At 70.0% G+C, this 22,573-nt stretch carries 18 protein-coding genes; 10 read left to right on the top strand and 8 right to left on the bottom strand.

What is annotated here, in order from left to right:
* The first annotated feature begins 36 nt into the window (after positions 1 to 36).
* Positions 37 to 777 (top strand): ABC transporter ATP-binding protein, encoded by a 741-nt coding sequence (locus IMZ11_RS07800; RefSeq protein ID WP_228639151.1) that lies wholly within the window; start codon positions 37 to 39, stop codon positions 775 to 777.
* Positions 767 to 1,483, top strand: a complete 717-nt coding sequence (locus IMZ11_RS07795) for an ABC transporter ATP-binding protein (RefSeq protein ID WP_228639032.1) — start codon at positions 767 to 769, stop codon at positions 1,481 to 1,483. Before IMZ11_RS07800 ends, IMZ11_RS07795 begins: the two co-directional genes overlap by 11 nt.
* Before the next feature lie 182 nt (positions 1,484 to 1,665).
* On the opposite strand, the gene IMZ11_RS07790 is transcribed toward IMZ11_RS07795, so the two are convergent.
* The 4 genes from IMZ11_RS07790 to IMZ11_RS07780 form a co-directional block, all read right to left on the bottom strand.
* Entirely contained in the window at positions 1,666 to 5,490 is a 3,825-nt protein-coding gene (locus tag IMZ11_RS07790) for a S8 family serine peptidase (RefSeq protein ID WP_228639030.1), read from the bottom strand.
* A gap of 20 nt (positions 5,491 to 5,510) precedes the next feature.
* A complete protein-coding gene (locus IMZ11_RS45065; RefSeq protein ID WP_255706142.1) occupies positions 5,511 to 5,639 on the bottom strand; it encodes a hypothetical protein in 129 nt (42 codons plus the stop codon).
* Between the two features lie 56 nt (positions 5,640 to 5,695).
* Complete coding sequence (locus IMZ11_RS07785) at positions 5,696 to 8,635, bottom strand: AAA family ATPase (RefSeq protein ID WP_228639028.1); 2,940 nt, start codon at positions 8,633 to 8,635, stop codon at positions 5,696 to 5,698.
* A 202-nt stretch (positions 8,636 to 8,837) separates the two neighbouring features.
* Positions 8,838 to 9,158 carry a helix-turn-helix transcriptional regulator gene (locus IMZ11_RS07780; RefSeq protein ID WP_228639026.1) on the bottom strand — a complete coding sequence of 107 codons (321 nt, stop codon included), beginning with the start codon at positions 9,156 to 9,158 and terminating at the stop codon, positions 8,838 to 8,840.
* Between the two features lie 57 nt (positions 9,159 to 9,215).
* Between IMZ11_RS07780 and IMZ11_RS07775 the strand changes: the two genes are divergently transcribed.
* On the top strand, positions 9,216 to 9,542 hold the full coding sequence (locus IMZ11_RS07775; protein ID WP_228639024.1) for a putative quinol monooxygenase: 327 nt from the start codon (positions 9,216 to 9,218) through the stop codon (positions 9,540 to 9,542).
* 88 nt (positions 9,543 to 9,630) lie between these two features.
* On the opposite strand, the gene IMZ11_RS07770 is transcribed toward IMZ11_RS07775, so the two are convergent.
* Together IMZ11_RS07770 and IMZ11_RS07765 are read right to left on the bottom strand one after the other, a co-directional pair.
* Complete coding sequence (locus IMZ11_RS07770) at positions 9,631 to 10,206, bottom strand: DUF4352 domain-containing protein (protein WP_228639022.1); 576 nt, start codon at positions 10,204 to 10,206, stop codon at positions 9,631 to 9,633.
* A gap of 518 nt (positions 10,207 to 10,724) precedes the next feature.
* Positions 10,725 to 11,144 carry a PaaI family thioesterase gene (locus IMZ11_RS07765; RefSeq protein ID WP_061252411.1) on the bottom strand — a complete coding sequence of 140 codons (420 nt, stop codon included), beginning with the start codon at positions 11,142 to 11,144 and terminating at the stop codon, positions 10,725 to 10,727.
* A 63-nt stretch (positions 11,145 to 11,207) separates the two neighbouring features.
* Here IMZ11_RS07765 and polA point away from each other — a divergent pair, with 63 nt between their 5' ends.
* The 7 genes from polA (at position 11,208) to IMZ11_RS07730 (ending at position 20,920) form a co-directional block, all read left to right on the top strand.
* Positions 11,208 to 13,886, top strand: a complete 2,679-nt coding sequence (gene polA, locus IMZ11_RS07760) for a DNA polymerase I (protein WP_228639020.1) — start codon at positions 11,208 to 11,210, stop codon at positions 13,884 to 13,886.
* A gap of 95 nt (positions 13,887 to 13,981) precedes the next feature.
* Entirely contained in the window at positions 13,982 to 15,052 is a 1,071-nt protein-coding gene (locus tag IMZ11_RS07755) for a polysaccharide deacetylase family protein (RefSeq protein WP_228639018.1), read from the top strand.
* Positions 15,053 to 15,231: 179 nt separating this feature from the next.
* Positions 15,232 to 16,701 (top strand): 30S ribosomal protein S1, encoded by a 1,470-nt coding sequence (rpsA, locus tag IMZ11_RS07750; protein WP_228639016.1) that lies wholly within the window; start codon positions 15,232 to 15,234, stop codon positions 16,699 to 16,701.
* Between the two features lie 134 nt (positions 16,702 to 16,835).
* The gene (locus tag IMZ11_RS07745) at positions 16,836 to 17,372 is read left to right on the top strand and encodes a GNAT family N-acetyltransferase (RefSeq protein WP_228639014.1); all 537 of its coding nucleotides are present in this window, start codon (positions 16,836 to 16,838) and stop codon (positions 17,370 to 17,372) included.
* Positions 17,373 to 17,438: 66 nt separating this feature from the next.
* The gene (gene coaE, locus IMZ11_RS07740; RefSeq protein ID WP_228639012.1) at positions 17,439 to 18,035 is read left to right on the top strand and encodes a dephospho-CoA kinase; all 597 of its coding nucleotides are present in this window, start codon (positions 17,439 to 17,441) and stop codon (positions 18,033 to 18,035) included.
* A 131-nt stretch (positions 18,036 to 18,166) separates the two neighbouring features.
* On the top strand, positions 18,167 to 20,278 hold the full coding sequence (gene uvrB, locus IMZ11_RS07735; RefSeq protein WP_061252416.1) for an excinuclease ABC subunit UvrB: 2,112 nt from the start codon (positions 18,167 to 18,169) through the stop codon (positions 20,276 to 20,278).
* Between the two features lie 51 nt (positions 20,279 to 20,329).
* Positions 20,330 to 20,920, top strand: a complete 591-nt coding sequence (locus tag IMZ11_RS07730) for a hypothetical protein (RefSeq protein ID WP_228639010.1) — start codon at positions 20,330 to 20,332, stop codon at positions 20,918 to 20,920.
* Positions 20,921 to 20,936: 16 nt separating this feature from the next.
* Here IMZ11_RS07730 and IMZ11_RS07725 read toward each other — a convergent pair whose 3' ends face one another.
* Both IMZ11_RS07725 and IMZ11_RS07720 read right to left on the bottom strand, forming a co-directional pair.
* Positions 20,937 to 21,542, bottom strand: coding sequence for a DUF4126 domain-containing protein (locus IMZ11_RS07725; RefSeq protein WP_061252417.1), 606 nt, complete (start codon positions 21,540 to 21,542; stop codon positions 20,937 to 20,939).
* 129 nt (positions 21,543 to 21,671) lie between these two features.
* Positions 21,672 to 22,568 (bottom strand): hypothetical protein, encoded by an 897-nt coding sequence (locus IMZ11_RS07720; RefSeq protein ID WP_228639008.1) that lies wholly within the window; start codon positions 22,566 to 22,568, stop codon positions 21,672 to 21,674.
* Positions 22,569 to 22,573: the final 5 nt, after the last annotated feature.

Raw genomic sequence — 22,573 nt, 5'->3', positions numbered from 1 at the left:
GATCCCCGTGCGCTTCTCCAGCTGGAGAAGGTGACGATGCAGTTCGGCGGTGTCACCGCGCTGCGCGAGGTGGAACTGACGATCAACGAAGGCGAGATCTTCGCGCTGATCGGGCCGAACGGCGCGGGGAAGACCACGGTCTTCAACGTCGTCACCGGCGTGTACCAGCCGACGGGCGGCGACGTCGTCTTCGACGGCGACCGGATCGACGGCATGAAGCGGTTCAAGGTCACCAAGCGCGGGATCGCCAGGACCTTCCAGAACATCCGCCTCTTCCACAACATGTCGGCATTGGAGAACGTCATGGTGGGGGCCGACGCCCACCACCGTACGGGCCTGTTCAGCGCGGCCCTGGGCCTGCCGTGGCATCGGCACGAGGAACGGGACGGCAAGGCCCTCGCGCTGGAACTGCTGGAGTTCGTGGGCATCCGTCACCGTGCCGAGGAGACCGCGAAGAACCTGCCCTACGGCGACCAGCGGCGGCTGGAGATCGCCCGCGCGCTCGCGACCAAGCCCAAGCTGCTGCTCCTCGACGAGCCGGCGGCCGGCATGAACCCCGCGGAGAAGGAAGACCTCCAGGGGCTCATCCGCAGGATCCGCGACGCCGGCCGCACGGTCCTGCTGATCGAGCACGACATGGCCCTCGTCATGGGCATCAGCGACCGCATCGGGGTGCTGGACTTCGGGCAGAAGATCGCCGAGGGGCTCCCGGCCGAGGTGCAGAACGATCCGAGGGTCATCGAGGCGTACTTGGGAGCTCCCGCAGATGCTTCTTGAGATTAAGGACATCCACGTCCACTACGGCAAGATCGAGGCTCTCAAGGGCGTCTCGCTCGAAGTCGACGAGGGGGAGATCGTCACCCTCATCGGCGCGAACGGCGCGGGGAAGACCACCACGCTCAAGACGATCTCGGGGTTGCGCCCGCTGTCCTCGGGCAGCGTCGTCTTCGACGGCAAGGACATCAGCGCCCTGCCGGGGCACAAGCGGGTGCTCGTCGGCATCGGCCAGTCGCCCGAGGGCCGTGGCGTCTTCCCCGGCATGACGGTGACCGAGAACCTGCTCATGGGCGCGTACGCCCGCAAGGGGGACTTCTCCAAGGACCTGGAGGAGGTCTTCGAGCTGTTCCCGCGCCTGGCCGAGCGCAAGAGCCAGGCCGGCGGCACGATGTCGGGCGGCGAGCAGCAGATGGTCGCCATCGGCCGGGCGTTGATGAGCAAGCCCAAGGTGCTGCTGCTCGACGAGCCGTCGATGGGACTGGCCCCCATGCTGGTGACCCAGATCTTCTCGATCATCAAGGAGATCAACAACCGCGGCACCACCGTCCTGCTCGTCGAGCAGAACGCCCAGCAGGCGCTCCAGCTCGCCGACCGGGCGTACGTCCTGGAGACCGGCAAGGTGGTCAGGTCCGCACCGGCGGCCGAGCTGCTCGACGACCCGCAGGTCCGCGAGGCGTACCTGGGGGGATCACTGGGCCAGCACTGAGCTGCCCCGAGCGGGTCGCGGAGCGACGAGGGTCCGGCAGGGGTGCGTCCCCGGCCGGGCCCTTCTTCCATGCATGACGCGGTACGGGCTGAATCCCCGGCCTTCGGGCCGGGAAGCGCGTCCACCAGCACAGGTCGAACCCGCCGCCCGTGGCGCGGGCGGCGGGTTTCTTCCAGAAGGGGTCAGCGCAGGGGGAAGGCGCGAGTGGTGGTCTGTTCGACCTTGTTGCCTCCGGTGTCCCAGGCCTCGGCCTTGAGGGTGACGGCGCCCTTGGTCAGGGCGAGGGCCGGGTAGGTGAGCGTGGCGGTGTAGACGCCGGTGCGGAGCTTGCGGACCTTGGCGTCCTGCCAGGTCTGGCCGTCGTCGGTGCTGTAGGCGAGCTTCAGCCCCGCGATGGCGGGCATCCGCTCGGTCGAGGCGGGATGGGTCACGTCGACCTCGAAGGTGTGCTTGCGTCCGGCGGGCACGGTGTTGTCCAGGGCCTGGGTGTCAAGCAGGTCGTAGCCGACGAACACCAGCGGTTGCGGGTTGCACGGGCCGGAGGTGCCGAGCACCGGGTGACAGGTGGTCGTGGGCGGGGTGGTGTCCTTGTCGTAGCCCTTGGAGTGGAAGGTCCAGGCGCTGACCGTGCCGAGGCCGCTCTGTTCGAGCCGGTAGACGCCTTCGTCCTTGGGCAGAGTGAACTTCGGGATCGCGGTACCTCCGACGCGCGGGATCTCCTTGCCGTCCCTGAACAACTTCGCGTTGGTGTTGACGCTCCCGCCCTCGCCGCCCTGCCGGCCGTTACCGGTGACGAACGTGTAGGCGGGCAGGAACGTGTCGCCGCTCCGGCACATGGCGCACATCACCTTGTACTTGCCGCCGGGGACCTCGGGGATCACCAGGCCGCCCGGGGTGGCCGAGCCCGTGCCCCAGTGCCTGGTTTCCTTACCGGCCTTCTCGATCGTCGTCCCCAGCATCCAGGTGTCGCCGTCGACGCTGCCGAAGGTTCCCTTGCGCAGGGTGTCCGCGGCGAACCCGCTGAAGTACTCGGTCCGCCTGGCGGGGGCGGCGAAGTTGAAGGCCACCGAGAACGACACCATCTCCAGCGGCTTCCAGCTGTGCCACGCCTCCAGCTGATGGTCGAGGTTCTTCGGCGTGTGGTAGTAGGTGTCCACGGCCGACAGTTTGCCGTTGGTGTAGCGGTAGGTGAGGTCGCCGGGGACCCTGCCCTCCTCGTACTCCTGGAGCTGGTAGGTGTAGTCGATCTTCGGGTTGCTGGTGATCTCGAGTGTCACCGGGCCGTCGGCGAGTTGGGCGCGGAGCTTGTCGCCGGCGTCCTTGAGGATCTGGGCCACCGGCAGCTCCGGCCTCGTGCTCTCCTTCGGGTGCGCGGGGATCGTGCAGCCGGGGTACACGCGGTTGGCGAACAGCACGACCCCGGCGGCGCCCGCGGCCTTCAGGGCCTGGACGCGCTCGAGATCGGTGACACAGGTGTCGCTGGGATCGATCGTCATCAGCGCGAGCTTGCCGCCCAGGTCGCCCTCGGGGTGCTCGCCGCCGCCGACGTACGCGAGGTCGTAGCGATGGGTGCCGGCCGGGAACGGCGTGTCCTCGTCGAAGTCGAAGCTCCTTCCGCCGTCGAAGAACTCGTGGGTCCTGGCGTCGATCGGATACTTCTGCGGGGCGACGGCGCTCACGGCCAGTTGCGCGTTGGCCGCCGTAGCCCGGACCGAGAACAGGAACTTCCCCTTGGTGACCTTCTTGGTGGGGCTGATGTACCAATCGTTCTGGCCGAGGGCGCCCATCGAGCCGGTTGCCAGCGGAGTGCCGTCCCAGGCCGTGCGCACGGTGGTGATGGTGCCTCTGGCGTGCCGCCAGTCGATCGGCTTGGGCGTCTCGAAGCGCAGCTGTACGGCTTCGCGGGCGTCGAGGGTGATCTCGATGCCCTCCTCCGGCACGACCACTTCGGGGTTGTACAGCAGGGCGATCGGGCCCTGCGCGCCGTCTGTCGTCTGATGCTGGATGCCGGACTGAACGCTGTAGGTACCCGGCTCGACCATGAAGCGGTACGTGCCGTCGCTGACGAGCTCGCGCCCACCGACGCCGTAGGTGTCGGCGACGTCGACCGCGGCCGCGGACACCCAGAACTCCCGCGCCAGCGGCGCGTCGCCATACTTGTTGACGGTGTGAACGAGCAGCGGCACCTTCTTCGGCCCGCGGCGCAGGCCCACCGGGGTCGTGGCGAGCGCACCGGAGGGCCCGGTGGCCACCACGGCGCCGGTGTAGCCGCCCTTGGCCAGGCCGTCCGGGTGCAGCGTGACGGTGACGGAGGCCGTGCCGCCGGCGGGGACGGTCACCGTCGAGGCGCTCAGCGCCAGCGCGTCCTTGGCCTCGCGCATGGTCGCGGTAAGGGTCAGCGTCACCTCGGCGGCGCCGTCGTTGGCGTAGGTGATGGTCCTGTCCACGGCGCCGTTCGCGTCGACCGGGATGACGCCGTAGTCAAGGTTCGGCGTGGTGGCGACGACCTCCTGGGAGGTGGCCCTGGCCACGTCGACCCGGCCGGCGCCCTGCTCGTAGGCGGTGTAGCCGGTGTCCTTGGCGGTCGACATCAGCGCGGCCTTGAGCCGCTCGCCGTTCCAGCCGGGATGCTTCTGGGCCAGGAGCGCGGCGGCGCCCGCGACGTGCGGGGTGGCCATCGAGGTGCCGTTCAGGCTGGTGTAGAGGTTGTCGACCGGTGTGCCCAGCGCGGTGCCCGCGGCACGGGCGGCGACGATGGCCACGCCCGGGGCGGCGATGTCCGGCTTGAGCGCGCCGTCGTTGGCCCTCGGCCCACGGCTGGAGAAGTTCGCGAGCTGGTCGGCCTTGTCGGTGGCGGCCACTGTCAGCGCGGACGCGGCGGCGCCGGGCGTGCCGATGGTCTCCTTGCCCGGCCCGGAGTTGCCCGCGGCGATCACGAACAGCGCACCCGTCGAGGCACTGAGGTAGTCGACGGCCTGGGACAGCGGGTCGGTGCCGTCGGTGGGCGTGCCGCCGAGGCTCATCGAGACGATCTTCGCCTTGGCCTCGGTGGTGGCCCACTCCATGCCGGCGATGATGTCGGAGGAGCTGCCCGAGCCCGAGTCGCCGAGCACCTTGCCGATGACCAGCCTGGCGCCGGGAGCGACGCCCTTGCGCGAGCCGCCGGAGGCCGCGCCCGAGCCCGCCACTGTGGCCGCGACGTGGGTGCCGTGCCCGTGGCCGTCGGTCACCTCCTGGTCCGGGACGAAGCTGCGGCTTTCGGCGATCTTGCCGGCCAGGTCGGGGTGGGTGGCGTCGACGCCGGTGTCCAGGACGGCGACTGTGGTGCCGGTGCCGTCGAAGCCGGCCTTCCATGCCTCGGGGGCGCCGATCAGCGGCACGCTTTCCGCGAGGTCGGCCTTGACCTTGGCGTCCAGCCAGACTTTGCCGACGCCGCCGGTCAGCGCGGTTTTGCCCGCGGTCGTGGTCTGGTCGCGCAGGGTTGACCAGAAGTCGTCCACCTTCGCCTTGTCGACCGCCAACGCGGCGCCGTGGATGCTGGGCAGCGACCGGGTGGCGCTACTGGCGGGCAGGGCCCGTGCGGTGGCCTTCGGGGTGTCGCCGCCCTTGTACTGGACGATCAGCGGCAGCTGGTCGGCCGTGCCGTCGGCGTAGCCGTTGTCGGCCAGGTAGCGCACGTCGAACAGCCTGCGGTCCAAGACGCCCGAGTCGAGGGCGGGCTGGGCGTCGTCGGGGATGACGAAGACGCCCTCCGGGCCCGCCTCGCTGTGGAACAGCGGCGTGTGGCCGTCGGGGCGGCGGGTGGCCTCAGGGGTGGCGGTATAGCGCCCGCTGCCGTCCCTGGTGAGATGGACGGTGTCGCCGGTGATCAGGGTGAGGTTCCACTGGCCCTCGGCTCCTGGCAGCGTGATGACGGTGCCGTCGCCCTCTGCCGCCCGGGCTGTCGCCGGGGTCAATAACCCCGCTGCCAGCGCCGCGACGGCCGCGCCGGTTAAGACTCTTCGCATGGTGGGGGGGACCTCTCTGCTCATGCGTCGACCCAGCCCTCGCCGAGTTCGGGCTCGTCCTCGTCGAGTTCGAGGTCGAGTCCGGGCTCGTCCTCCTCGCGTTCAAGGTCGAGTTCGGGCTCGTCCTCCGGATCGTTCACTTCGGACATGCGCCAAGGGTCACAGGAGCCCCAGAGGGCTATCTATGGGGTAAACACCCCAATAGTCAGGCGTCGAGGCGGCGGGCCAGCCCGGCGCGGGAGCGCAGGCCCAGCTTGCGCATGGCGGAACCCAGGTGCTTGTCCACGGTCTTGGCCGACACGAACAGTTCCTTGGCGATCTCCTTGTTGGTCAGCCCGGTGGCGGCCAGCCTGGCCACGGCGTGTTCCCTGGGGGAGAGCTCGGAGCCGTAGCCGCGCGGGCCGCCACGATGCCTGGCCGGCAGGGACAGGCCCCAGCGTCTGCCCAGCTGGACGGCCCGATCGAGGTCCCAGCTCGCGCCCAGCCCGCCGTACGCGTGCAGGGCGGCCTCCAGCACCGGCACCCCCTGCTCGTCACCGGCGGCGAGCAGACGCGCCGCGGCCTGCTCGCGGGCCTGGGCGGCCTCGTACGGCGCGGGCAGCCGGTCGTATGCGGTGGCGGCGGCTGTGAAGCAGGCGGCGTCGGACGTCAGAAAGCCCGCGGCATGGTCGAGCGCTGCCCGCGCGAGCGGCGCGTCCAGCCCGGCGAGCTCGCGTTCGAGGCGCGTCACCAGCTCCACGGCCTCGTCGTTCCTGCCCAGCCCGACCAGGGCTTCGGCCAGGGCGGGAACGGCGCGCACGCCCACCGGCCACAGCCCCTTGGCCGCCCACAGCCGGAACGCCTCGGCAGTGCGCGCCACGGCCTCCTCCGCGCGATCCTGCGTGGTGGCCAGCCTGAGCAGGGCGCTGACCGGGAGCGGGAGCACGTCGGCGGCGCCCGTCGTCACGTTCTCGCGCACCAGGTCGTCGAGGCGTACGGCGTCGCCATGCCCGCGGGCGAGCGCAAGGCAGGCGGCGACGGTCTCCGCCGTGAGCCGGTAGCTCCGCAGGTCGGCGAAACGCACGAGCGAGGCGTCGAGCTCGCTTTCCAACCGGTCCCACGGACCCCGGCAGTAGGCCAGGGTCGCCAGGTTCAACCGGCACCTGGATTCGAGCAGGCCGGTGACGTCGTGCTCGGCCGCCTCGTGCAGCGCGGCGTCCAGCAGACGGTGGGCGTCGTCGTGTCGTCCGGCCAGGCAGGCGACCTCGCCGATCGACTCGTAGGCGACCGCTTCCCACCGGTTGGCCGGGCGGCCCCCGGTCTGCGCCACGACCTGCTCGGTCAGGCGCGCCGCGCGCGGGTCGCCGACGAGGGTCAGCACCATGGCGACCTTGCCGAGGACGGAGATGCGCCGTTCGGGCTCGGCGATCTCGGGGAGCCGGTCGAGGGCCCGGTCGAGCCAGTGGAGGTGCTCGGCGATCGGGGTGTCGGGGGTTCTCGGCATGCCCAGGCCCACCATCGCGTAGGCGGCGAGGACAGGCCGGTCCCCGAGATCGGCGACGGCGTCCGTCATGGCCCGCCGGACAAGCTCCGGTGGTGCGCCCGCGGCCTCGAGCTTCAGGCCGATGAGGTAGTTCAGCTCGCCACGAACCGGTCCGGGTGGCTGCCGCTCCGCGGCGCGGCGCAGCAGGGCGATGAGCTCGTCGCCGCCCAGCGCGTAGCCACCGGCCCACCCCAGCTTCGCCGCGAGCCTGCCCTCCCGCACGGGATCGAGCGGGCCCTGCCGCGTGGAGTCGAGGGGCGTGGGTCGGGCCGGGGCGAGGGGCTCGTGCCGGAGCACCGCCGCGAGGAGGCGTTCGGCTTCGGCGTCGTTGGCCAGGGCCACGGCCTGGTCGGCCGCCTTCTCCGCGGCGTCCACCCAGGCGTCGTCATGGCCGGCGTGGCGGTGGTGGTGGGCGATCTGGCCCAGCGGTGTGGGGCGCTGCTGGGACACGGCCGTGGCCGCGCGGGCGTGCAGGTCCTGCCGCCTCGACAGCGGGATGCTGCCGTAGACGGCCTGTACGGCCAGCGCGTGCCGGAAGCCCGCCGTTCCGGAGCGTTCGGCGAACAGGCCGCGGTCGAGCAGTTCGTCCAAGCCCTCGTGGGCGTCCTGCTCGGGCACGCGGCAGGTGGCCGCGAGCACCGGCACCGCCACGCTCACCTGCAGCACCGCCGCGGCCTCCGCCACCGCCTGGGCGTTCGCGCTCAGGCTGCGCACCCGCTCCAGCACCGAATCCCGCACCCCGACGGGGACACCCAGCTCGTCGAGCGTCTTGCGCGCCCACCGGGTGCCGCGCTGGACCAGCACGCCCCGGGAGCGCAGCAGCGCGACGAGTTCCTGGATGGCGTACGGCAGGCCGGAGGTGCGCTCGCACAGATAGGCGGCGAACTCCTCCGACACCTGCGCGGTCCCCAGGATGGAGGCCGTCAGCTCGTTCGTGTGCGCGGCGTCCAGCGGGGCCAGGACGAGGTGGGCGTGGGCCAGCCCCGGACGCAACCGCGCGGTGAGCGCCCGCAGCCCGGGCCCGGCCTCCTCACCGCGGAAGGTGAGGACGAGCCCGAGCTCCGGTGGCGGGTCGGCGAGCAGATAGGCGAGGAACTCGATCGTCTGCTCGTCGGCCCAGTGCAGGTCCTCCAGCACCAGCACGACCGGCCCGAGCGCCCCGATCAGCTCCACGAGCCCCCGGAACACGCGGTGCCGCAGCCCGGCGGGGTCGTCCAGCGGTCCGGGTGCGTCCGGAAGCACATCGGCGAGCTCGGGCAGCAGGGGGCGCAGGGCACCGGTCACGGGCGACAACCCCGCCACGGGAAGCCCTTCGGCGGTGTCGCGCGGCGCGTTGACAGTGGGCAGCCTCGCGGCGGCGCCGCGCAGGGCTTCGATGACGGGGCCGAGCGGGAACGGCTCGCGGATCTGCGCGCAGCCGCCGACGAGCGGCGGGTGGTCACGCAGTTCGTCCGCCGCGGCCAGCTCGCTGACCAGCCGCGTCTTGCCGATTCCGGCCTCGCCCTCGATCATGACCACGGCCGGAGTGCGCGTCACCACCGCCATCAGCCGCCGCAACTCCGCATCCCGGCCCACGAGGGTCGGCGAGATCACCCGCTCGGTGGTCACATCGGCATCGTCCATGATCGAAGCCATTGAAGCGCCGAGCGCGCGAAATGTCACGCCTTATCAGTACAATCCGGCGGAACCGGAACTGGAACCGGCAGTGCTCAAGACGCTCGGCCGGGACACTCCTGCGAAGCGCCTCGCGGAGCTCATGACGGCCTGCCTCCGACCCGTGGAACAGGGGTGCGAGAGCGACAGGGCGGCCGGTGGTCCTGGTGAGCTAATCAGCGGTAGCGCTCCCTGTCGCGCCCTCCCTGCTGCCGGACTCCAACTCCTCGGACAGGAGCGTCAACAGGCCGGGCAGATGACGCTCGATGTCCTGCCTGGGCAGTGAGACGGCGCTGCCGTTGCCGTGGTCACGCTGCGTGATCAGTCCCGCCTCGCGCAGTACCCGGAAGTGATGCGTGCGCGCGGCCTTCTTCACCGGCAGGTCGAACGAGCCGCAGGCGCGCTCCCGGTCTTCGGGATCGGCCGCGAGTTCGGCCACGACCCGGCGGCGGGAGTCGTCGGCCAGCGCGCGGAACACCTTGCCCAGATCCATGTCTCACTCCTAGGTACGATTTGCATCGTACCTGACCGATGGCTAGCGTTGGCAGGTATGAAAATCGTCGTACCTGAAGGAAGCGGGCCGGTCGGTATCTACGGCTTCGCCCGGCCGAAGCCCGAGCGCGCCGATGAGTTGGAGCGACTGCTGCTGTCATTCGTGGAACCGACCAGGGCCGAGCCTGGCTCGATGCAGTACCAGGTCCACCGCGACGTGGCGGATCCCGGCACGTTCGTGTTCTACGAACTGTGGCGGTCGGCCGACGACCTGCGCGCGCATCTCGCGCGTCCCGAACTCGCGCACTTCCAGCGGCACCGCATGGACTACCTACGAGAAGACCTGGAGATCCACTGGCTGACGCCCCTCAGCGTGACCCTCTGACTCGCAGGCTGGGCAGTGAGTCACGCTGCCGATGACGCGGCCCGAACCGCCGAAGCCATCGACGGCGAGGAGCCGCAAGCCTGGCCCTTCAAGGCCCAGAAGCCGACCGTAGCGGTACGTCCACGCCATTCGAGGGGCCGCTGGCGCCGAGCGGTGGATCCGCGACGAAGCGGACCTTGACGATCCTGGCGTCCTTCGGCACGTCGAACCAGAGGTCGAACTCCATCCGCACGAAGCTGCCGACCGGGAGCTCGTCGGGCTGGCGCTTCATCGCCTGCGAGAAGTTGTCGACGTGGAAGGTGCGCCCGTCCGAGGCGACGAGCAGTTGCTGCTTGGCGTCGAACGTCTGGTTGGTCCGGTCGGTGCTCTCGATCAGCACGCGTACCCGGACGAACTGCCCCTTGGCGTTCCATTCCGCGTGGCTGCCGAACGTGCTCGGCATGCCGTCCCGGTAGCCGAGCACGCGGAACCGCATCTGGCCGTCGACCACGGGAGGCGCTGTGATCACGGTTTCGTCGGGGCGGGCCGTCTGCGCGGGCAGCGGGTAGGTGGGGGCGGCCGCCGGTTTCGCGGGCGCGTCCGAGCACCCGGACACGAGCGCGGTGACCACAGCGGTGACCACAGCGGTGACCATCAGGAATCCGACCCGGCCGAACCATGGCATTCCCGCACGATAGTCCGCGCGCCGAACCGGCGCAGTGGGGTGCGACAAGGCGTTCTTGGATTGTTTCCTTCGCGCGATGTCTTGGGCGTTCTCGCGTGAAGTCCCGCGTGATCCCGCGGCCGAGCGGGGCGGCGCCGTCCCGTCTCATCGTGCCCGTGGCGGCCTTTGGGGCCGTGCGCAGCTTCCCCGGCTTCGCACGTTATCTACTCGGCGCGCCACGGGCACCGGCCCCGAGCGGACTAACGTTGACGTGCTCTATGGCATGAATGCCGGAGATTCAGCCTGTGCCGCGCGTGCGGCACTTCTGCGGCTTCCTGCTTCATCGACCTGTGCCGCCGAAGCGGTCCTACCGGGTCTCCACAGGCTTTCGAGCCTTACGGCTCCGTTCCCGCCCGTCCGGCGGTACCTGACGCGACCACGCTACCCAACACCGGTTCGTCCCGACGGCGAAACGGCCTTTCCTACCCGGCTATGCGGGAGAGTCCGCTTCACCCCGGCCTGAAGCGAAGGCCGGGAGATCAGCCGGCATCGCGCAGCATGCAGGTGAGCCTCGCGGTGCAGACCCGCCGGCCCTCGTCGTCGTTGATCTCGATGTCGTACGTCGCGAGGCTGCGGCCGCCGTGGACGCGGGTGGCGACCGCGGTGACGTGACCGGACGTGGCCGAGCGGTGGTGGGTGGCGTTGATCTCGATGCCGACGGCGACCCGTCCGGGACCCGCGTGCAGGGCGGCGCCCATCGATCCCACCGACTCGGCGAGAACGCACGACGCGCCTCCGTGAAGCAGGCCGTACGGCTGGGTGTTGCCCTCCACGGGCATGCGCCCGACGACCTTCTCCGGGGTCGCCTCGAGGAGTTCGATGCCCATCCGATCCGGGAGGTGCCCGCGGCTGATCTGGTTGAGGAAGGACACGGACTCGTCGGGATTGGTCAGGGTCAAGGGGATGCCTCCTGTGCGCAAGAGCCTGCGGATTCTGTCGTAGATGGAGACTAGGCTGCGGATGTGCCGAACACCGAAGCGACCCCCGACCGTCCGTGCCTGTTGCTCCTGGATGGTCATTCCCTTGCGTACCGCGCCTTCTACGCCCTGAAGGACGCGAACCTCATGACGACGGACGGTCAGCACACGGAAGCGGTGTACGGCTTCACCTCGATGTTGACCAACATTCTCCGCGACGAGCGGCCGACCCATGTCGCCGTGTGCTTCGACCGGAGCGAGCCGACCTTCCGGCACGAGGCGTTCGAGGCGTACAAGGCGAACAGGTCCGAGACGCCGGAGGACTTCCGCGGCCAGGTGCACCTCATCTTCGAACTGCTCGACGCGCTGCGCGTCCCGCGCCTGTCACTCGCGGGCTACGAGGCCGACGACCTGATCGCGACGCTGGCCACGCAGGCCTCGGGCGCCGGCATGAACGTCCTGATCGTCACCGGTGACCGCGACGCGCTGCAGCTCGTCGACGACCGGGTGACGGTGCTGATGACCCGGCGCGGGATCAGCGACATGACGCGGTTCACCCCCGACGCCGTCGCGGAGAAGTACGGCCTGACTCCGGCGCAGTACCCCGACTTCGCGGCGCTGCGCGGCGACCCGAGCGACAACCTGCCGAGCGTTCCCAGCGTGGGCGAGAAGACCGCGACCAAGTGGATCTCGGAGTACGGCTCGCTCGACGAGCTGGTCCGGCGGGCCGACGAGGTCAAGGGCAAGGTCGGCGAGAAGCTGCGCGAGCACCTCGGCCAGGTGATCCACAACCGGATGCTGACCGAGCTGCGGCGCGACGTCCCCCTCGATGCCGCCCCTGGCGAGCTGCTGATGGGCCAGTGGGACCGCGAGGAGATCAACAAGCTGCTCGACACCCTCCAGATCCGCGGCGAGCTGCGTGACCGGCTCTTCAAGACCCTCGGCACCGCCGAGCCCGAGGTGAGCGAGGGCTTCGAGGTCGAGGTGACCGTGCTCGGCCCCGGAGAGGTGGGCGCGTGGCTGGCCGCGCTGCCCGAGGGCCGTGCCGGTCTGGAGTTCCGCGGCGCGTACGGCAGCGGCACCGGGCGGCTGGACGCCATCGCCGTCTCCGGCGAGTCGGGCGCCGCCTACGTGGACCCCACCCAGCTCACGCCGGAGGACCAGGCGGCCCTCGGGGCGTGGCTGGCCGACGAGACGAAGCCGAAGGCCGTCCACGACGCGAAGGGGCCGCTGCTCGCCCTGTGGGACCTCGGCATGGACCTGCGCGGCCTGACCTGTGACACGGCGCTGGCGGCCTACCTGGCGATGCCGGGGCAGAGCTCGTTCCCGCTGAACGACCTCGTGCTGCGCTATCTCCATCGCGAGCTGCGCAGCGAGACCGGTGCCAACGGTCAGACCAGCCTGTTCGAGGAGGACGACGCCGCCGCGGCCGAGCTCGCCCTGCGGGCCCACGCCGTACGGGACCTCGCGGACGAGCTGGAGAAGCGCCTGTCGAGCCGGGGCGGCACCCGGCTGGTCACCGAGGTCGAGCTGCCCCTGCTGCGGGTGCTCGCGACGATGGAGCGGGCCGGCATCGCCGCCGACGGGCAGTACTTCGCGGCGCTGGAGGCCGAGTTCGGCGCGGCGGTGAAGCAGGCCGTCGAGGCGGCGCACGCGGCGGTGGGCGAGCAGTTCAACCTGGGCTCGCCCAAGCAGCTCCAGGAGATCCTCTTCGTCCGGCTGAACCTGCCCAAGACGAAGAAGACCAAGACGGGCTACACCACGGACGCCGACGCGCTGGCCTGGCTGGCCGGGCAGACCGAGCACGAGCTGCCGACGATCATGCTCAGGCACCGTGACCAGATGAAGCTGCGCACCACCGTCGAGGGCCTGATCAAGGAGATCGGCGACGACGGGCGGATCCACACCACGTTCAACCAGATCAAGGCGGCGACCGGGCGGCTCAGCTCCGAGAAGCCCAACCTGCAGAACGTGCCGATCCGCACCGCCGAGGGCCGCCGGATCCGCAAGGGGTTCGTCGTGGGCGAGGGCTACGAGACGCTGCTCACCGCCGACTACAGCCAGATCGAGCTGCGGATCATGGCGCACCTGTCCGGTGACGAGTCGCTGATCGCGGCCTTCGAGTCAGGTCACGACTTCCACCAGGCGACGGCCGCGCGGGTCTTCGACCTTCCGCCCGAGCAGGTGGACGCCGATCTGCGGGCCCGGATCAAGGCGATGAACTACGGCCTGGCGTACGGCCTGTCCGACTTCGGGTTGTCCGGCCAGCTCGGCATCCCGGTCTCGGAGGCGCGGGCGCTCAAGGACGAGTACTTCCAGGAGTTCGGCGGGGTCCGCGACTACCTGGAGGAGCTGGTCTCGCGGGCGCGCAAGGACGGCTACACCGAGACCATCCTCGGCCGCCGCCGCTACCTGCCGGATCTCACCAGCGACAACCGGCAGCGCCGCGAGATGGCGGAGCGGATGGCGCTGAACGCGCCGATCCAGGGCTCGGCCGCCGACGTGATCAAGGTCGCGATGCTCGACGTCCAGAAGGCGATCGAGGGCATGCGCTCCCGCATGCTGCTCCAGGTCCATGACGAACTCGTCTTCGAGGTCGCCCCGGGCGAGTTGGAGGAGCTCAAGAGCGCGGTCGTCGGGCAGATGTGCGCGGCGTTCGAGTTCCGCGTGCCGCTCGACGTGTCCGTGGGCGTCGGCCCGACCTGGGAGGACGCCGGCCACTGACGGGTGGCGGGATCCTCCGCCGGTATGCCGTGATTCATCAGGAAGTAGAGCACAGATGACCTTCTGCAAAATTCGGGCAGTAAGGTCAAATGACTGTGCGAAAAATTGCTCGGGCGACGTTGGTCGCCAATGCGGCGGTGATCGCGGTGGGTCTGGTGGCGTTGACGCTGCTGCCCTCCGCGGGCGATGACGAGTCCGGAGACAGGAGGGTTTCGGCCAGAGCGGCGCCGGAGGCGCCGAGTCACACGCCGCCGCCGGTCACCGCGACGGTGGAGTCGGCCCGCGCGGTCGGGGCCAACGAGCTCGGCCTGGTGCCGGTGATCATGTACCACCGGCTGCTGAAGAAGCGCATCGCCTCGATCGACCGGACGCCCTCCCAGCTCCGGTCCGAGCTGGAGAAGCTGGCCAAGTCCGGCTACGTGCCCATCACGGCGGCCGAGTTCGTGACCGGGAAGATCGACATCCCCGCGGGCGCGCATCCGGTCGTGCTCACCTTCGACGACGGCCACCCCTCGCACTTCGCGTTCGACGCGAACGGGATGCCCAAGAAGGACACCGCGGTGGGGATCATCTACGAGGTCGCGGCGAAATATCCCGATTTCCGGCCGGCCGCGACCTTCTGGGTGAACCGGGCCCCGTTCGGCCTGCCCGACCGGGCGCGGCAGGAGGCGGCGGTGAAGTGGCTGGTCGATCACGGATTCGAGGTGGCCAACCACACCTACTCGCACCCCGACCTGCGCCGGCTGTCCAAGGGGGGCGTCGGTGAGCAGATCGTCCGGCAGGAGCGGCTGCTGAAGAAGCTCGGCGCCCCGCCGTCCCTCACCCTCGCCCTGCCGTACGGCTCCCGCCCGAGGAAGCCCAAGACGGCACGAGAGGGCAAGTGGGACGGCACCCCGTACCGGTTCGAGGGGGTCTTCCTCGCCGGGGCGGAGCCCTCGGTTCCGCCGTTCGCGAAAAGCTTTGACCGTTCCGCGATCTGGCGCATCCAGTCCAACGGAAAGAAGGGGGAGTGCCGCCGCTGGTGTTCGGCCTACTGGCTGGGTTGGCTGGACAAGCATCCGGGGGAGCGGTACACGTCCGATGGGGATCCTGAGCACATCTCCATACCGAAGAGGCTTCGAGGTAATATCATTTCAAAGGCGGCGAAAAGGGTCATCGCTTACTAGCATCGCGGCCGGATTGACCTGGGACGCGTCGTCTCATATGCTGATCGCTGCGCCGTGGGCTCGCGTGCGCCTCGGACGGAGCGGGCTCGCGCTCGATCACCATCACCGTGGTTGAACGGAAACAAGCCCATCGCGCCTCGGTCACAACGACATCTGTCCGGTTCGGAGCAATTCCACACATGACGAGCAGCACTGAGGCCACCTCGAGCACCCCGCAGGTAGCGGTCAACGACATCGGTTCCGAGGAGGCCTTCCTCGCCGCGATCGACGAGACCATCAAGTACTTCAACGACGGCGACATCGTTGAGGGCACCGTTGTCAAGGTCGATCGAGACGAGGTCTTGCTCGACATCGGTTACAAGACCGAGGGTGTCATCCCTTCGCGTGAGCTCTCGATCAAGCACGATGTCGATCCTGCCGACGTCGTCGAAGTCGGCGAGCACGTCGAGGCCCTTGTCCTCCAGAAGGAGGACAAGGAAGGCCGCCTCATCCTGTCCAAGAAGCGCGCTCAGTACGAGCGGGCCTGGGGCACGATCGAGAAGATCAAGGACGAGGACGGCATCGTCACCGGCACGGTCATCGAGGTCGTCAAGGGTGGTCTCATCCTCGACATCGGCCTCCGCGGCTTCCTGCCGGCCTCCCTGGTCGAGATGCGCCGCGTCCGCGACCTGCAGCCGTACGTCGGCCGCGAGCTCGAGGCGAAGATCATAGAGCTGGACAAGAACCGCAACAACGTGGTCCTGTCCCGCCGTGCCTGGCTGGAGCAGACCCAGTCCGAGGTTCGCCAGACGTTCCTCAACACCCTGCAGAAGGGTCAGGTCCGCAAGGGCGTCGTGTCCTCGATCGTCAACTTCGGTGCGTTCGTGGACCTCGGCGGCGTCGACGGACTGGTGCACGTCTCCGAGCTCTCCTGGAAGCACATCGACCACCCGTCCGAGGTCGTCGAGGTCGGCCAGGAGGTCACGGTCGAGGTTCTCGACGTCGACATGGAGCGCGAGCGCGTCTCCCTCTCGCTCAAGGCGACGCAGGAAGACCCGTGGCAGCAGTTCGCCCGCACCCACCAGATCGGCCAGGTCGTCCCGGGTCGCGTCACCAAGCTGGTGCCGTTCGGTGCGTTCGTCCGCGTCGAGGAGGGCATCGAGGGCCTGGTCCACATCTCCGAGCTGGCCGAGCGCCACGTGGAGATCCCGGAGCAGGTCGTGCAGGTCGGCGACGAGATCTTCGTCAAGATCATCGACATCGACCTGGACCGCCGCCGCATCTCCCTCTCGCTGAAGCAGGCGAACGAGGGCGCGATGGGCGCCGACGTCGAGTTCGACCCCACGCTGTACGGCATGGCGGCGACCTACGACGACCAGGGCAACTACATCTACCCCGAGGGCTTCGACGCCGAGACCGGCGAGTGGCTCGAGGGCTTCGACAAGCAGCGCGAGGAGTGGGAGCGGCAGTACGCCGAGGCCCAGGCTCGCTTCGAGGCCCACAAGTCGCAGGTCGAGAAGGCTCGCCAGGAGGAGGCGGAGGCCAGCGAGGCCGCTCCGTCGTCCTACTCCGGCGAGACCTCCACCCCGACCCAGACCGGTGGTGGCGCGCTCGCCTCCGACGAGGCGCTCGCCGCCCTGCGCGAGAAGCTGGCCGGCGGCCAGAGCTGACCGCTCGGGATGTGAAGTAAGCACGGGAAGGCCCCGCTTCGGCGGGGCCTTCTCGCGTTCTCCTCCTTCTCTCGCGTTTCCCGCCGTCTTCTCCGTGATCTTCTTCACCGCCCCGCTGCCGATAGGGTGACGGCGTGGCGGACATCGAGAGGGCGTCGGCCGCCGACGCCGGGGAGATCCTCACCCTGCAACGCGCGGCGTACGTGACCGAGGCCCAGATGTACGGCGATCCCTTCATCGCCCCCCTCGTCGAGTCGTTCGAACAGCTCCGCAAGGTGATCGAGACCGGCGTGGTGCTCAAGGCCGTCGAGGGCACGCGCATCGTCGGCTCCGTGCGCGGACGGATGCCTGACGGAGCCCAGGACGGCGGTGCGGGGCGGGGACCCACGAGAAGGTCGGAGCACGAGATGGGTGGGCGGCCCGGCCGTGCGTGCCTCGTGGGCCGCCTCGTGGTCGCTCCGGACCGGCAGGGGATGGGCATCGGCACCGCCCTGCTCGAGGCTCTCCACGCGGCGGTGCCCGAGGCCGCCGCGTTCGACCTCTTCACCGGGCACCTGTCGGAGGGCAACCTGCGGCTCTATCGCCGCCTGGGGTACCGGGAGACCCGCAGGGAGCGCGTCCAGGATCACCTCACCCTGATCCACTTGCGGCGCGAGGCGATCTCCCGATAAATCGCCATTCTTTGCCCAATGCGGGGCCGCCTGCCGGAGGCGGAAGGCTCCCGATAGGCTGCGGGCGTGGTGAAGGTGGGCCTCACGGGCGGCATCGGGTCGGGTAAGAGCGAGGTCTCCAGGCGCCTCGCGGAGTACGGGGCGGTCGTCATCGACGCCGACAAGATCGCGCGTGAGGTGGTGGAGCCCGGAACCGAGGGGCTCAAGGAGATCGTCGAGGCGTTCGGCGAGACCGTGCTCCGCCCGGACGGCGGTCTCGACCGCGAGAGGCTCGGTTCCATCGTCTTCGCGGACGCGGGGAAGCTGGCCGTGCTCAACGGGATCGTCCACCCCAGGGTCGGCGAACGGGTGAGTGAACTCCAGGAGGCCGCGTCCGAGGACGCGATCGTGGTCTACGACGTCCCGCTGCTCGCGGAGAACAACCTCGCGTCGATGTACGACGTCGTCGTCGTCGTGGACGCGTCCGACGAGATCCGCCTGGATCGCCTCACGCGATGCCGCGGCATGTCCGAGCGGGACGCGCGGGCGCGCATCGCCGCGCAGGCCGCCAGGGAGGACCGGCTGAAGATCGCCGATGTGGTGATCGGTAACGAGGGCCCTCTTGAGGATCTCGACGCCCGGGTGGCCGAGCTCTGGGAGGACCTGCGGGCCAGGGCCGTGTAGCCCTCCCAAGGCGGCGTAGCCCCTGCCCGGGGCCATGTGAGGGCCGGGTGAGGGCCGCCCGCGCGGTGGTCGGCGGGGAAGGCCCGGCTCGGGTACGGAAATGTCGGTGGCCCGGCGTAGGTTATGCAGACGTGAGGCCCGTAACCGACTTGCAGCGTAAAGTGGCGCCCTTCGAGGTGGTCACCGACATGACGCCCTCCGGCGACCAACCGTCCGCGATCGCGGACCTGGAGCGCCGGGTCAAGGCGGGAGACAAGGACAACGTCCTGCTGGGTGCCACCGGCACCGGCAAGACCGCGACGGTCGCCTGGCTGATCGAGCGTCTGCAGCGCCCGGCGCTGGTCATGCAGCCGAACAAGACGCTCGCCGCGCAGTTCGCCAACGAGCTGCGCGAGATGTTGCCGAACAACGCCGTCGAATATTTCGTGTCGTATTACGACTACTACCAGCCCGAGGCGTACGTTCCGCAGAGCGACACCTACATCGAGAAGGACTCCTCGATCAACGAGGAGGTCGAGCGGCTGCGTCACTCGGCGACCAACTCGCTGCTGACCCGCCGTGACACCGTCGTGGTGGCCTCGGTGTCGTGCATCTACGGCCTGGGCACCCCGCAGGAGTACGTCGACCGCATGGTCCGGCTCAAGGTCGGCCAGGAGATCGAGCGCGACCAGCTCCTGCGCAAGCTCGTCGACATGCAGTACGCGCGCAACGACCTGTCCTTCACGCGGGGCACGTTCCGGGTGCGCGGCGACACGATCGAGATCATCCCGCAGTACGAGGAGCTCGCCGTCCGCATCGAGATGTTCGGCGACGAGATCGAGAAGCTCGCCACACTGCACCCGCTGACCGGCGAGGTGATCACCGAGGACCCGGAGCTGTACATCTTCCCGGCCTCGCACTACGTCGCGGGTCCCGAGCGGATGGAGCGGGCCGTCCGCGACATCGAGGCGGAGCTGGCCGAGTCCCTCAGCCGGATGGAGCAGCAGGGCAAGCTGCTGGAGGCCCAGCGGCTGCGGATGCGCACGACCTACGACATCGAGATGATGCGCCAGATCGGCACCTGCTCCGGCATCGAGAACTACTCCCGCCACATCGACGGGCGGGGGCCGGGGACCGCTCCGCACACCCTGCTCGACTACTTCCCCGAGGACTTCCTGCTCGTCCTGGACGAGTCGCACCAGACCGTGCCGCAGATCGGCGCGATGTACGAGGGAGACGCCTCGCGCAAGCGCACCCTCGTCGAGCACGGGTTCCGGCTGCCGTCCGCGATGGACAACCGCCCGCTCAAGTGGGAGGAGTTCCTGGAGCGGATCGGGCAGACCGTCTACCTGTCCGCCACGCCGGGGCCGTACGAGCTGGGCCGCAGCAAGGGCGACGTGGTCGAGCAGGTCATCCGCCCGACCGGGCTGGTCGACCCCGAGGTCGTCGTCAAGCCGACCAAGGGCCAGATCGACGACCTGATGCACGAGATCCGGGTGCGCACGGAGAAGGACGAGCGGGTCCTGGTCACCACCCTGACCAAGAAGATGGCGGAGGACCTCACCGACTACCTCCTGGAGAACGGCATCCGCGTGCGTTACCTGCACAGCGAGGTCGACACCCTCAGGCGGATCGAGCTGCTGCGCGAGCTGCGCATGGGCGAGTTCGACGTGCTGGTCGGCATCAACCTGCTCCGTGAGGGCCTCGACCTGCCCGAGGTGTCCCTGGTGGCCATCCTGGACGCCGACAAGGAGGGATTCCTGCGCTCGGAGACCTCGCTGATCCAGACGATCGGCCGCGCCGCGCGAAACGTGTCCGGCCAGGTCCACATGTACGCCGACAAGGTCACCCCGAGCATGGAGCGGGCCATCGAGGAGACCAACCGGCGGCGGGCCAAGCAGATGGCCTACAACTCCGCGAACGGGCTCGACCCCCAGCCGCTGCGCAAGAAGATCGCCGACATCCTGGACAGCCTCGCCAGGGAGGACGCCGACACGGCCCAACTGCTCGGCGGCGGAGGGCGCCAGCAGTCGCGCGGCAAGGCGCCGGTGCCCGGGCTCGCGTCCCGCACGGCCGGCCAGCACGCCAAGGCGATCGTCGGGGAGATGCCCCGGTCCCAGCTGGAGGCCCTGGTCGAGTCCCTCACCGAGCAGATGCACACGGCGGCCGCCGACCTGCAGTTCGAGGTCGCGGCCCGGCTGCGCGACGAGATCAAGGAGCTCAAGCGCGAGCTTCGCGACATGCGCGAAGCCGGGGTGAAATGACCGATCCGATACGGTACGTCCGCAGGTGATCTACAGGACGGGGTGACGGACATGCGGCCGGCGGTGGGTGAGCGGCTCCGGCGTTGCTCGGCGTGCGGCTGTTGGGAGTACGGCGGGGCTCCGGACTGCGCGCGGTGCCGGGTGCTGGTCGACGAGATCGTGGACGACGGCTGGCGGGAGTTCGTCTCCCGGGAGTTCGGCATGATCACGCCCAAGGAGGAGCTCGGCATCGCCGCGATGGTCGTGGACGAGCCCGACCGGCACGACTGGCGGGTGGTGGACGCCGCCATGGACCGGCTGGTCTGCGCCGACTGCGGGAGCAGCCTGGGCGGGGGGCCGGTCGGCTGCCCCACCTGTGACCGGTCTCACGGCTTCCGCTATTCGGCCGTCGAGACCGACCGCCCCGGCGTCCACTGGGGCAACGAGCACGCCATCCGGGTCAGCGTCTCGATCGTCCGCAACCCGCACCGCACCTCGGCTGCCGATCTGCTGGGCCGCCGGGCGGCGCTGGCGCCCGCGCTGGCCGGTCACCACTTCACGACGGAGGCCGCCCAGCGTATGGGCGCGCTGATCAAGAAGGGCGCGACGTACGCGGAGCTGGCCCGTCTCTTCGACTTCCTGGCGGACACGGCCGACCTCTGAGCGCGTCCGAGCGCTCTCAGGTCGGCTCCGCCGTACGGGCGGCCCTGCGCGAGGCGCGATACCGGCGGACGCGACGGGTGAGGCGCCAGCCGACGAAGGCCAGCACCGCGACCGCCACGACGACCAGCACCGGCAGGAAGATCGCGATGAGGCTCATGCCGAGCGCGCCCGCGTCCTCCACCGTGCTGACGACAGGGGCGCCCACCCCGGCGGTGGTGACGTTCACGACCGGGCGGGCGCTCGCCTTCACGGCGTGGACCGCGAGGGCGACGGCGATGCCGAGGATCCAGCCGACGGCGGGATGCTCGGCCATCCAGGCCGAGTTGTCCAGCTCCGCCGCGGCGGTGGTGGCGCTGAAGACCACGCCGCCGGACGCGGGACGCACGGCGGTCTGGATGATGTCGTTGACGTGATCGACGACCGGCACCTTGTCGAGCACGATCTCCGCGACCAGCAGCACGCCGATGATGAGCAGCACCCAGCCGTTCGAGAGCCACTCGTAGCCCTGCGGGAGCCGTACGGCGTCGGTGAAGTGGGCGACCAGCCCGACGACCATCAGCGGGATGTAGGCGTTGAGCCCCGCGGCGGTGGACAGGCCGAGCCCGGTGAGTGCGGCGAACATCACCCCTCCAACGAACGCGCCCGCGTGTCAGTGCCTGAGGGAGCGCGCGATCCCCGCAGGAGGCCATCAAAGCAGCGATCCCGGCGGTCCGCACCCGCCGGGTTCGCCGAAACGGCCGCCTCACGTCCCTCACGTGCGCACGTGCGACGAGGCGGGGCGAGGGGCCGCAGACATGGCGGGCAGGTCGAAGTCGTCGTTCCGCATGCGCAGCAACGCGTACGACGCCCCGGCGAAGCCGACGGCGGCGACCAGCAGGCCGGCGCCCTGGGCGACGTGGCCGGGCAGGAACGGGTGGGTGCAGCCCCCCACGGCGAGGGCGATGCCCATCCACGCGGGGGCGACGCGGCTGCGCCACAGTGCGAGACCCAGCAGGAGCAGGCCGATGACGATGCCCACGATGAACAGCAGGCCCGCCACCTGCTGCACCGGATCGTTCTCCACCACGTCGTCGGAGAGCTTGGTCATGACGCCCACGTCGAGCCCCTCGCGGACGGTGTAGTAGGCGAGCGGATCCCCACCGATGATCAGGGCGATCCCGGAGAAGGAGCCCAGCAGAGAGATGAAGGCGCCGAACGAGGTGAGTCGCGGGGCGCCGCGACGGGCCGCCCAGGCGACCGCGAACGTCGCGGCCGGGAGTCCGACGACGAAGACGGCGCCGACCAGCCTGAGGACGCCGATGAGCTGCTGGTGGGCCGTGTACGCGGTCACGGTGTCGGCGAAGGACGACCCTCCGTCGACCGGGTTGAGCAGGTAGTAGACGGCCTGCGCGAGCATGGGAAGCGGAGCGATGACCGCGAGCAGGATGCGCCAGAAGCCGCGTACGTCGCGCGGCGGCGTGGCACGCGACGGGCCGCTGGTCGTCGCCGGGTCGGGTCGGGTGCCGGGTTCCATGGGGTCCTCCGAATGTGGGGTGGTCTGGTCCTTCCTGCGGATCCGAGGGTGACCGGCGCGCGCCCCCGCCGTCGTGGGTGCGGCCCCCCATCCCGGTCCCGCGTACTCCCAGGCGAGATAGGAGCGCGCACCCATGGCCG

Source organism: Microtetraspora sp. AC03309, assembly GCF_020826795.1.
GTDB classification, from domain to species: Bacteria; Actinomycetota; Actinomycetes; order Streptosporangiales; family Streptosporangiaceae; genus Microtetraspora; species Microtetraspora glauca.
This window is presented reverse-complemented; position numbering and strand designations above follow the sequence as displayed.

What these genes read in the sequence shown, in the direction of transcription:
- IMZ11_RS07725 (WP_061252417.1), bottom strand. Translation starts at nt 21,542, where the DNA reads ATGTTCGCCGCACTCACCGGGCTCGGCCTGTCCACCGCCGCGGGGCTC.
- IMZ11_RS07790 (WP_228639030.1), bottom strand. Translation starts at nt 5,490, where the DNA reads ATGCGAAGAGTCTTAACCGGCGCGGCCGTCGCGGCGCTGGCAGCGGGG.
- IMZ11_RS07780 (WP_228639026.1), bottom strand. Translation starts at nt 9,158, where the DNA reads ATGGATCTGGGCAAGGTGTTCCGCGCGCTGGCCGACGACTCCCGCCGC.
- IMZ11_RS45065 (WP_255706142.1), bottom strand. Translation starts at nt 5,639, where the DNA reads ATGTCCGAAGTGAACGATCCGGAGGACGAGCCCGAACTCGACCTTGAA.
- IMZ11_RS07800 (WP_228639151.1), top strand. Translation starts at nt 37, where the DNA reads ATGCAGTTCGGCGGTGTCACCGCGCTGCGCGAGGTGGAACTGACGATC.
- IMZ11_RS07730 (WP_228639010.1), top strand. Translation starts at nt 20,330, where the DNA reads ATGCGGCCGGCGGTGGGTGAGCGGCTCCGGCGTTGCTCGGCGTGCGGC.
- IMZ11_RS07770 (WP_228639022.1), bottom strand. Translation starts at nt 10,206, where the DNA reads ATGCCATGGTTCGGCCGGGTCGGATTCCTGATGGTCACCGCTGTGGTC.
- IMZ11_RS07785 (WP_228639028.1), bottom strand. Translation starts at nt 8,635, where the DNA reads ATGGACGATGCCGATGTGACCACCGAGCGGGTGATCTCGCCGACCCTC.
- rpsA (WP_228639016.1), top strand. Translation starts at nt 15,232, where the DNA reads ATGACGAGCAGCACTGAGGCCACCTCGAGCACCCCGCAGGTAGCGGTC.
- IMZ11_RS07795 (WP_228639032.1), top strand. Translation starts at nt 767, where the DNA reads ATGCTTCTTGAGATTAAGGACATCCACGTCCACTACGGCAAGATCGAG.
- IMZ11_RS07720 (WP_228639008.1), bottom strand. Translation starts at nt 22,568, where the DNA reads ATGGGTGCGCGCTCCTATCTCGCCTGGGAGTACGCGGGACCGGGATGG.
- IMZ11_RS07775 (WP_228639024.1), top strand. Translation starts at nt 9,216, where the DNA reads ATGAAAATCGTCGTACCTGAAGGAAGCGGGCCGGTCGGTATCTACGGC.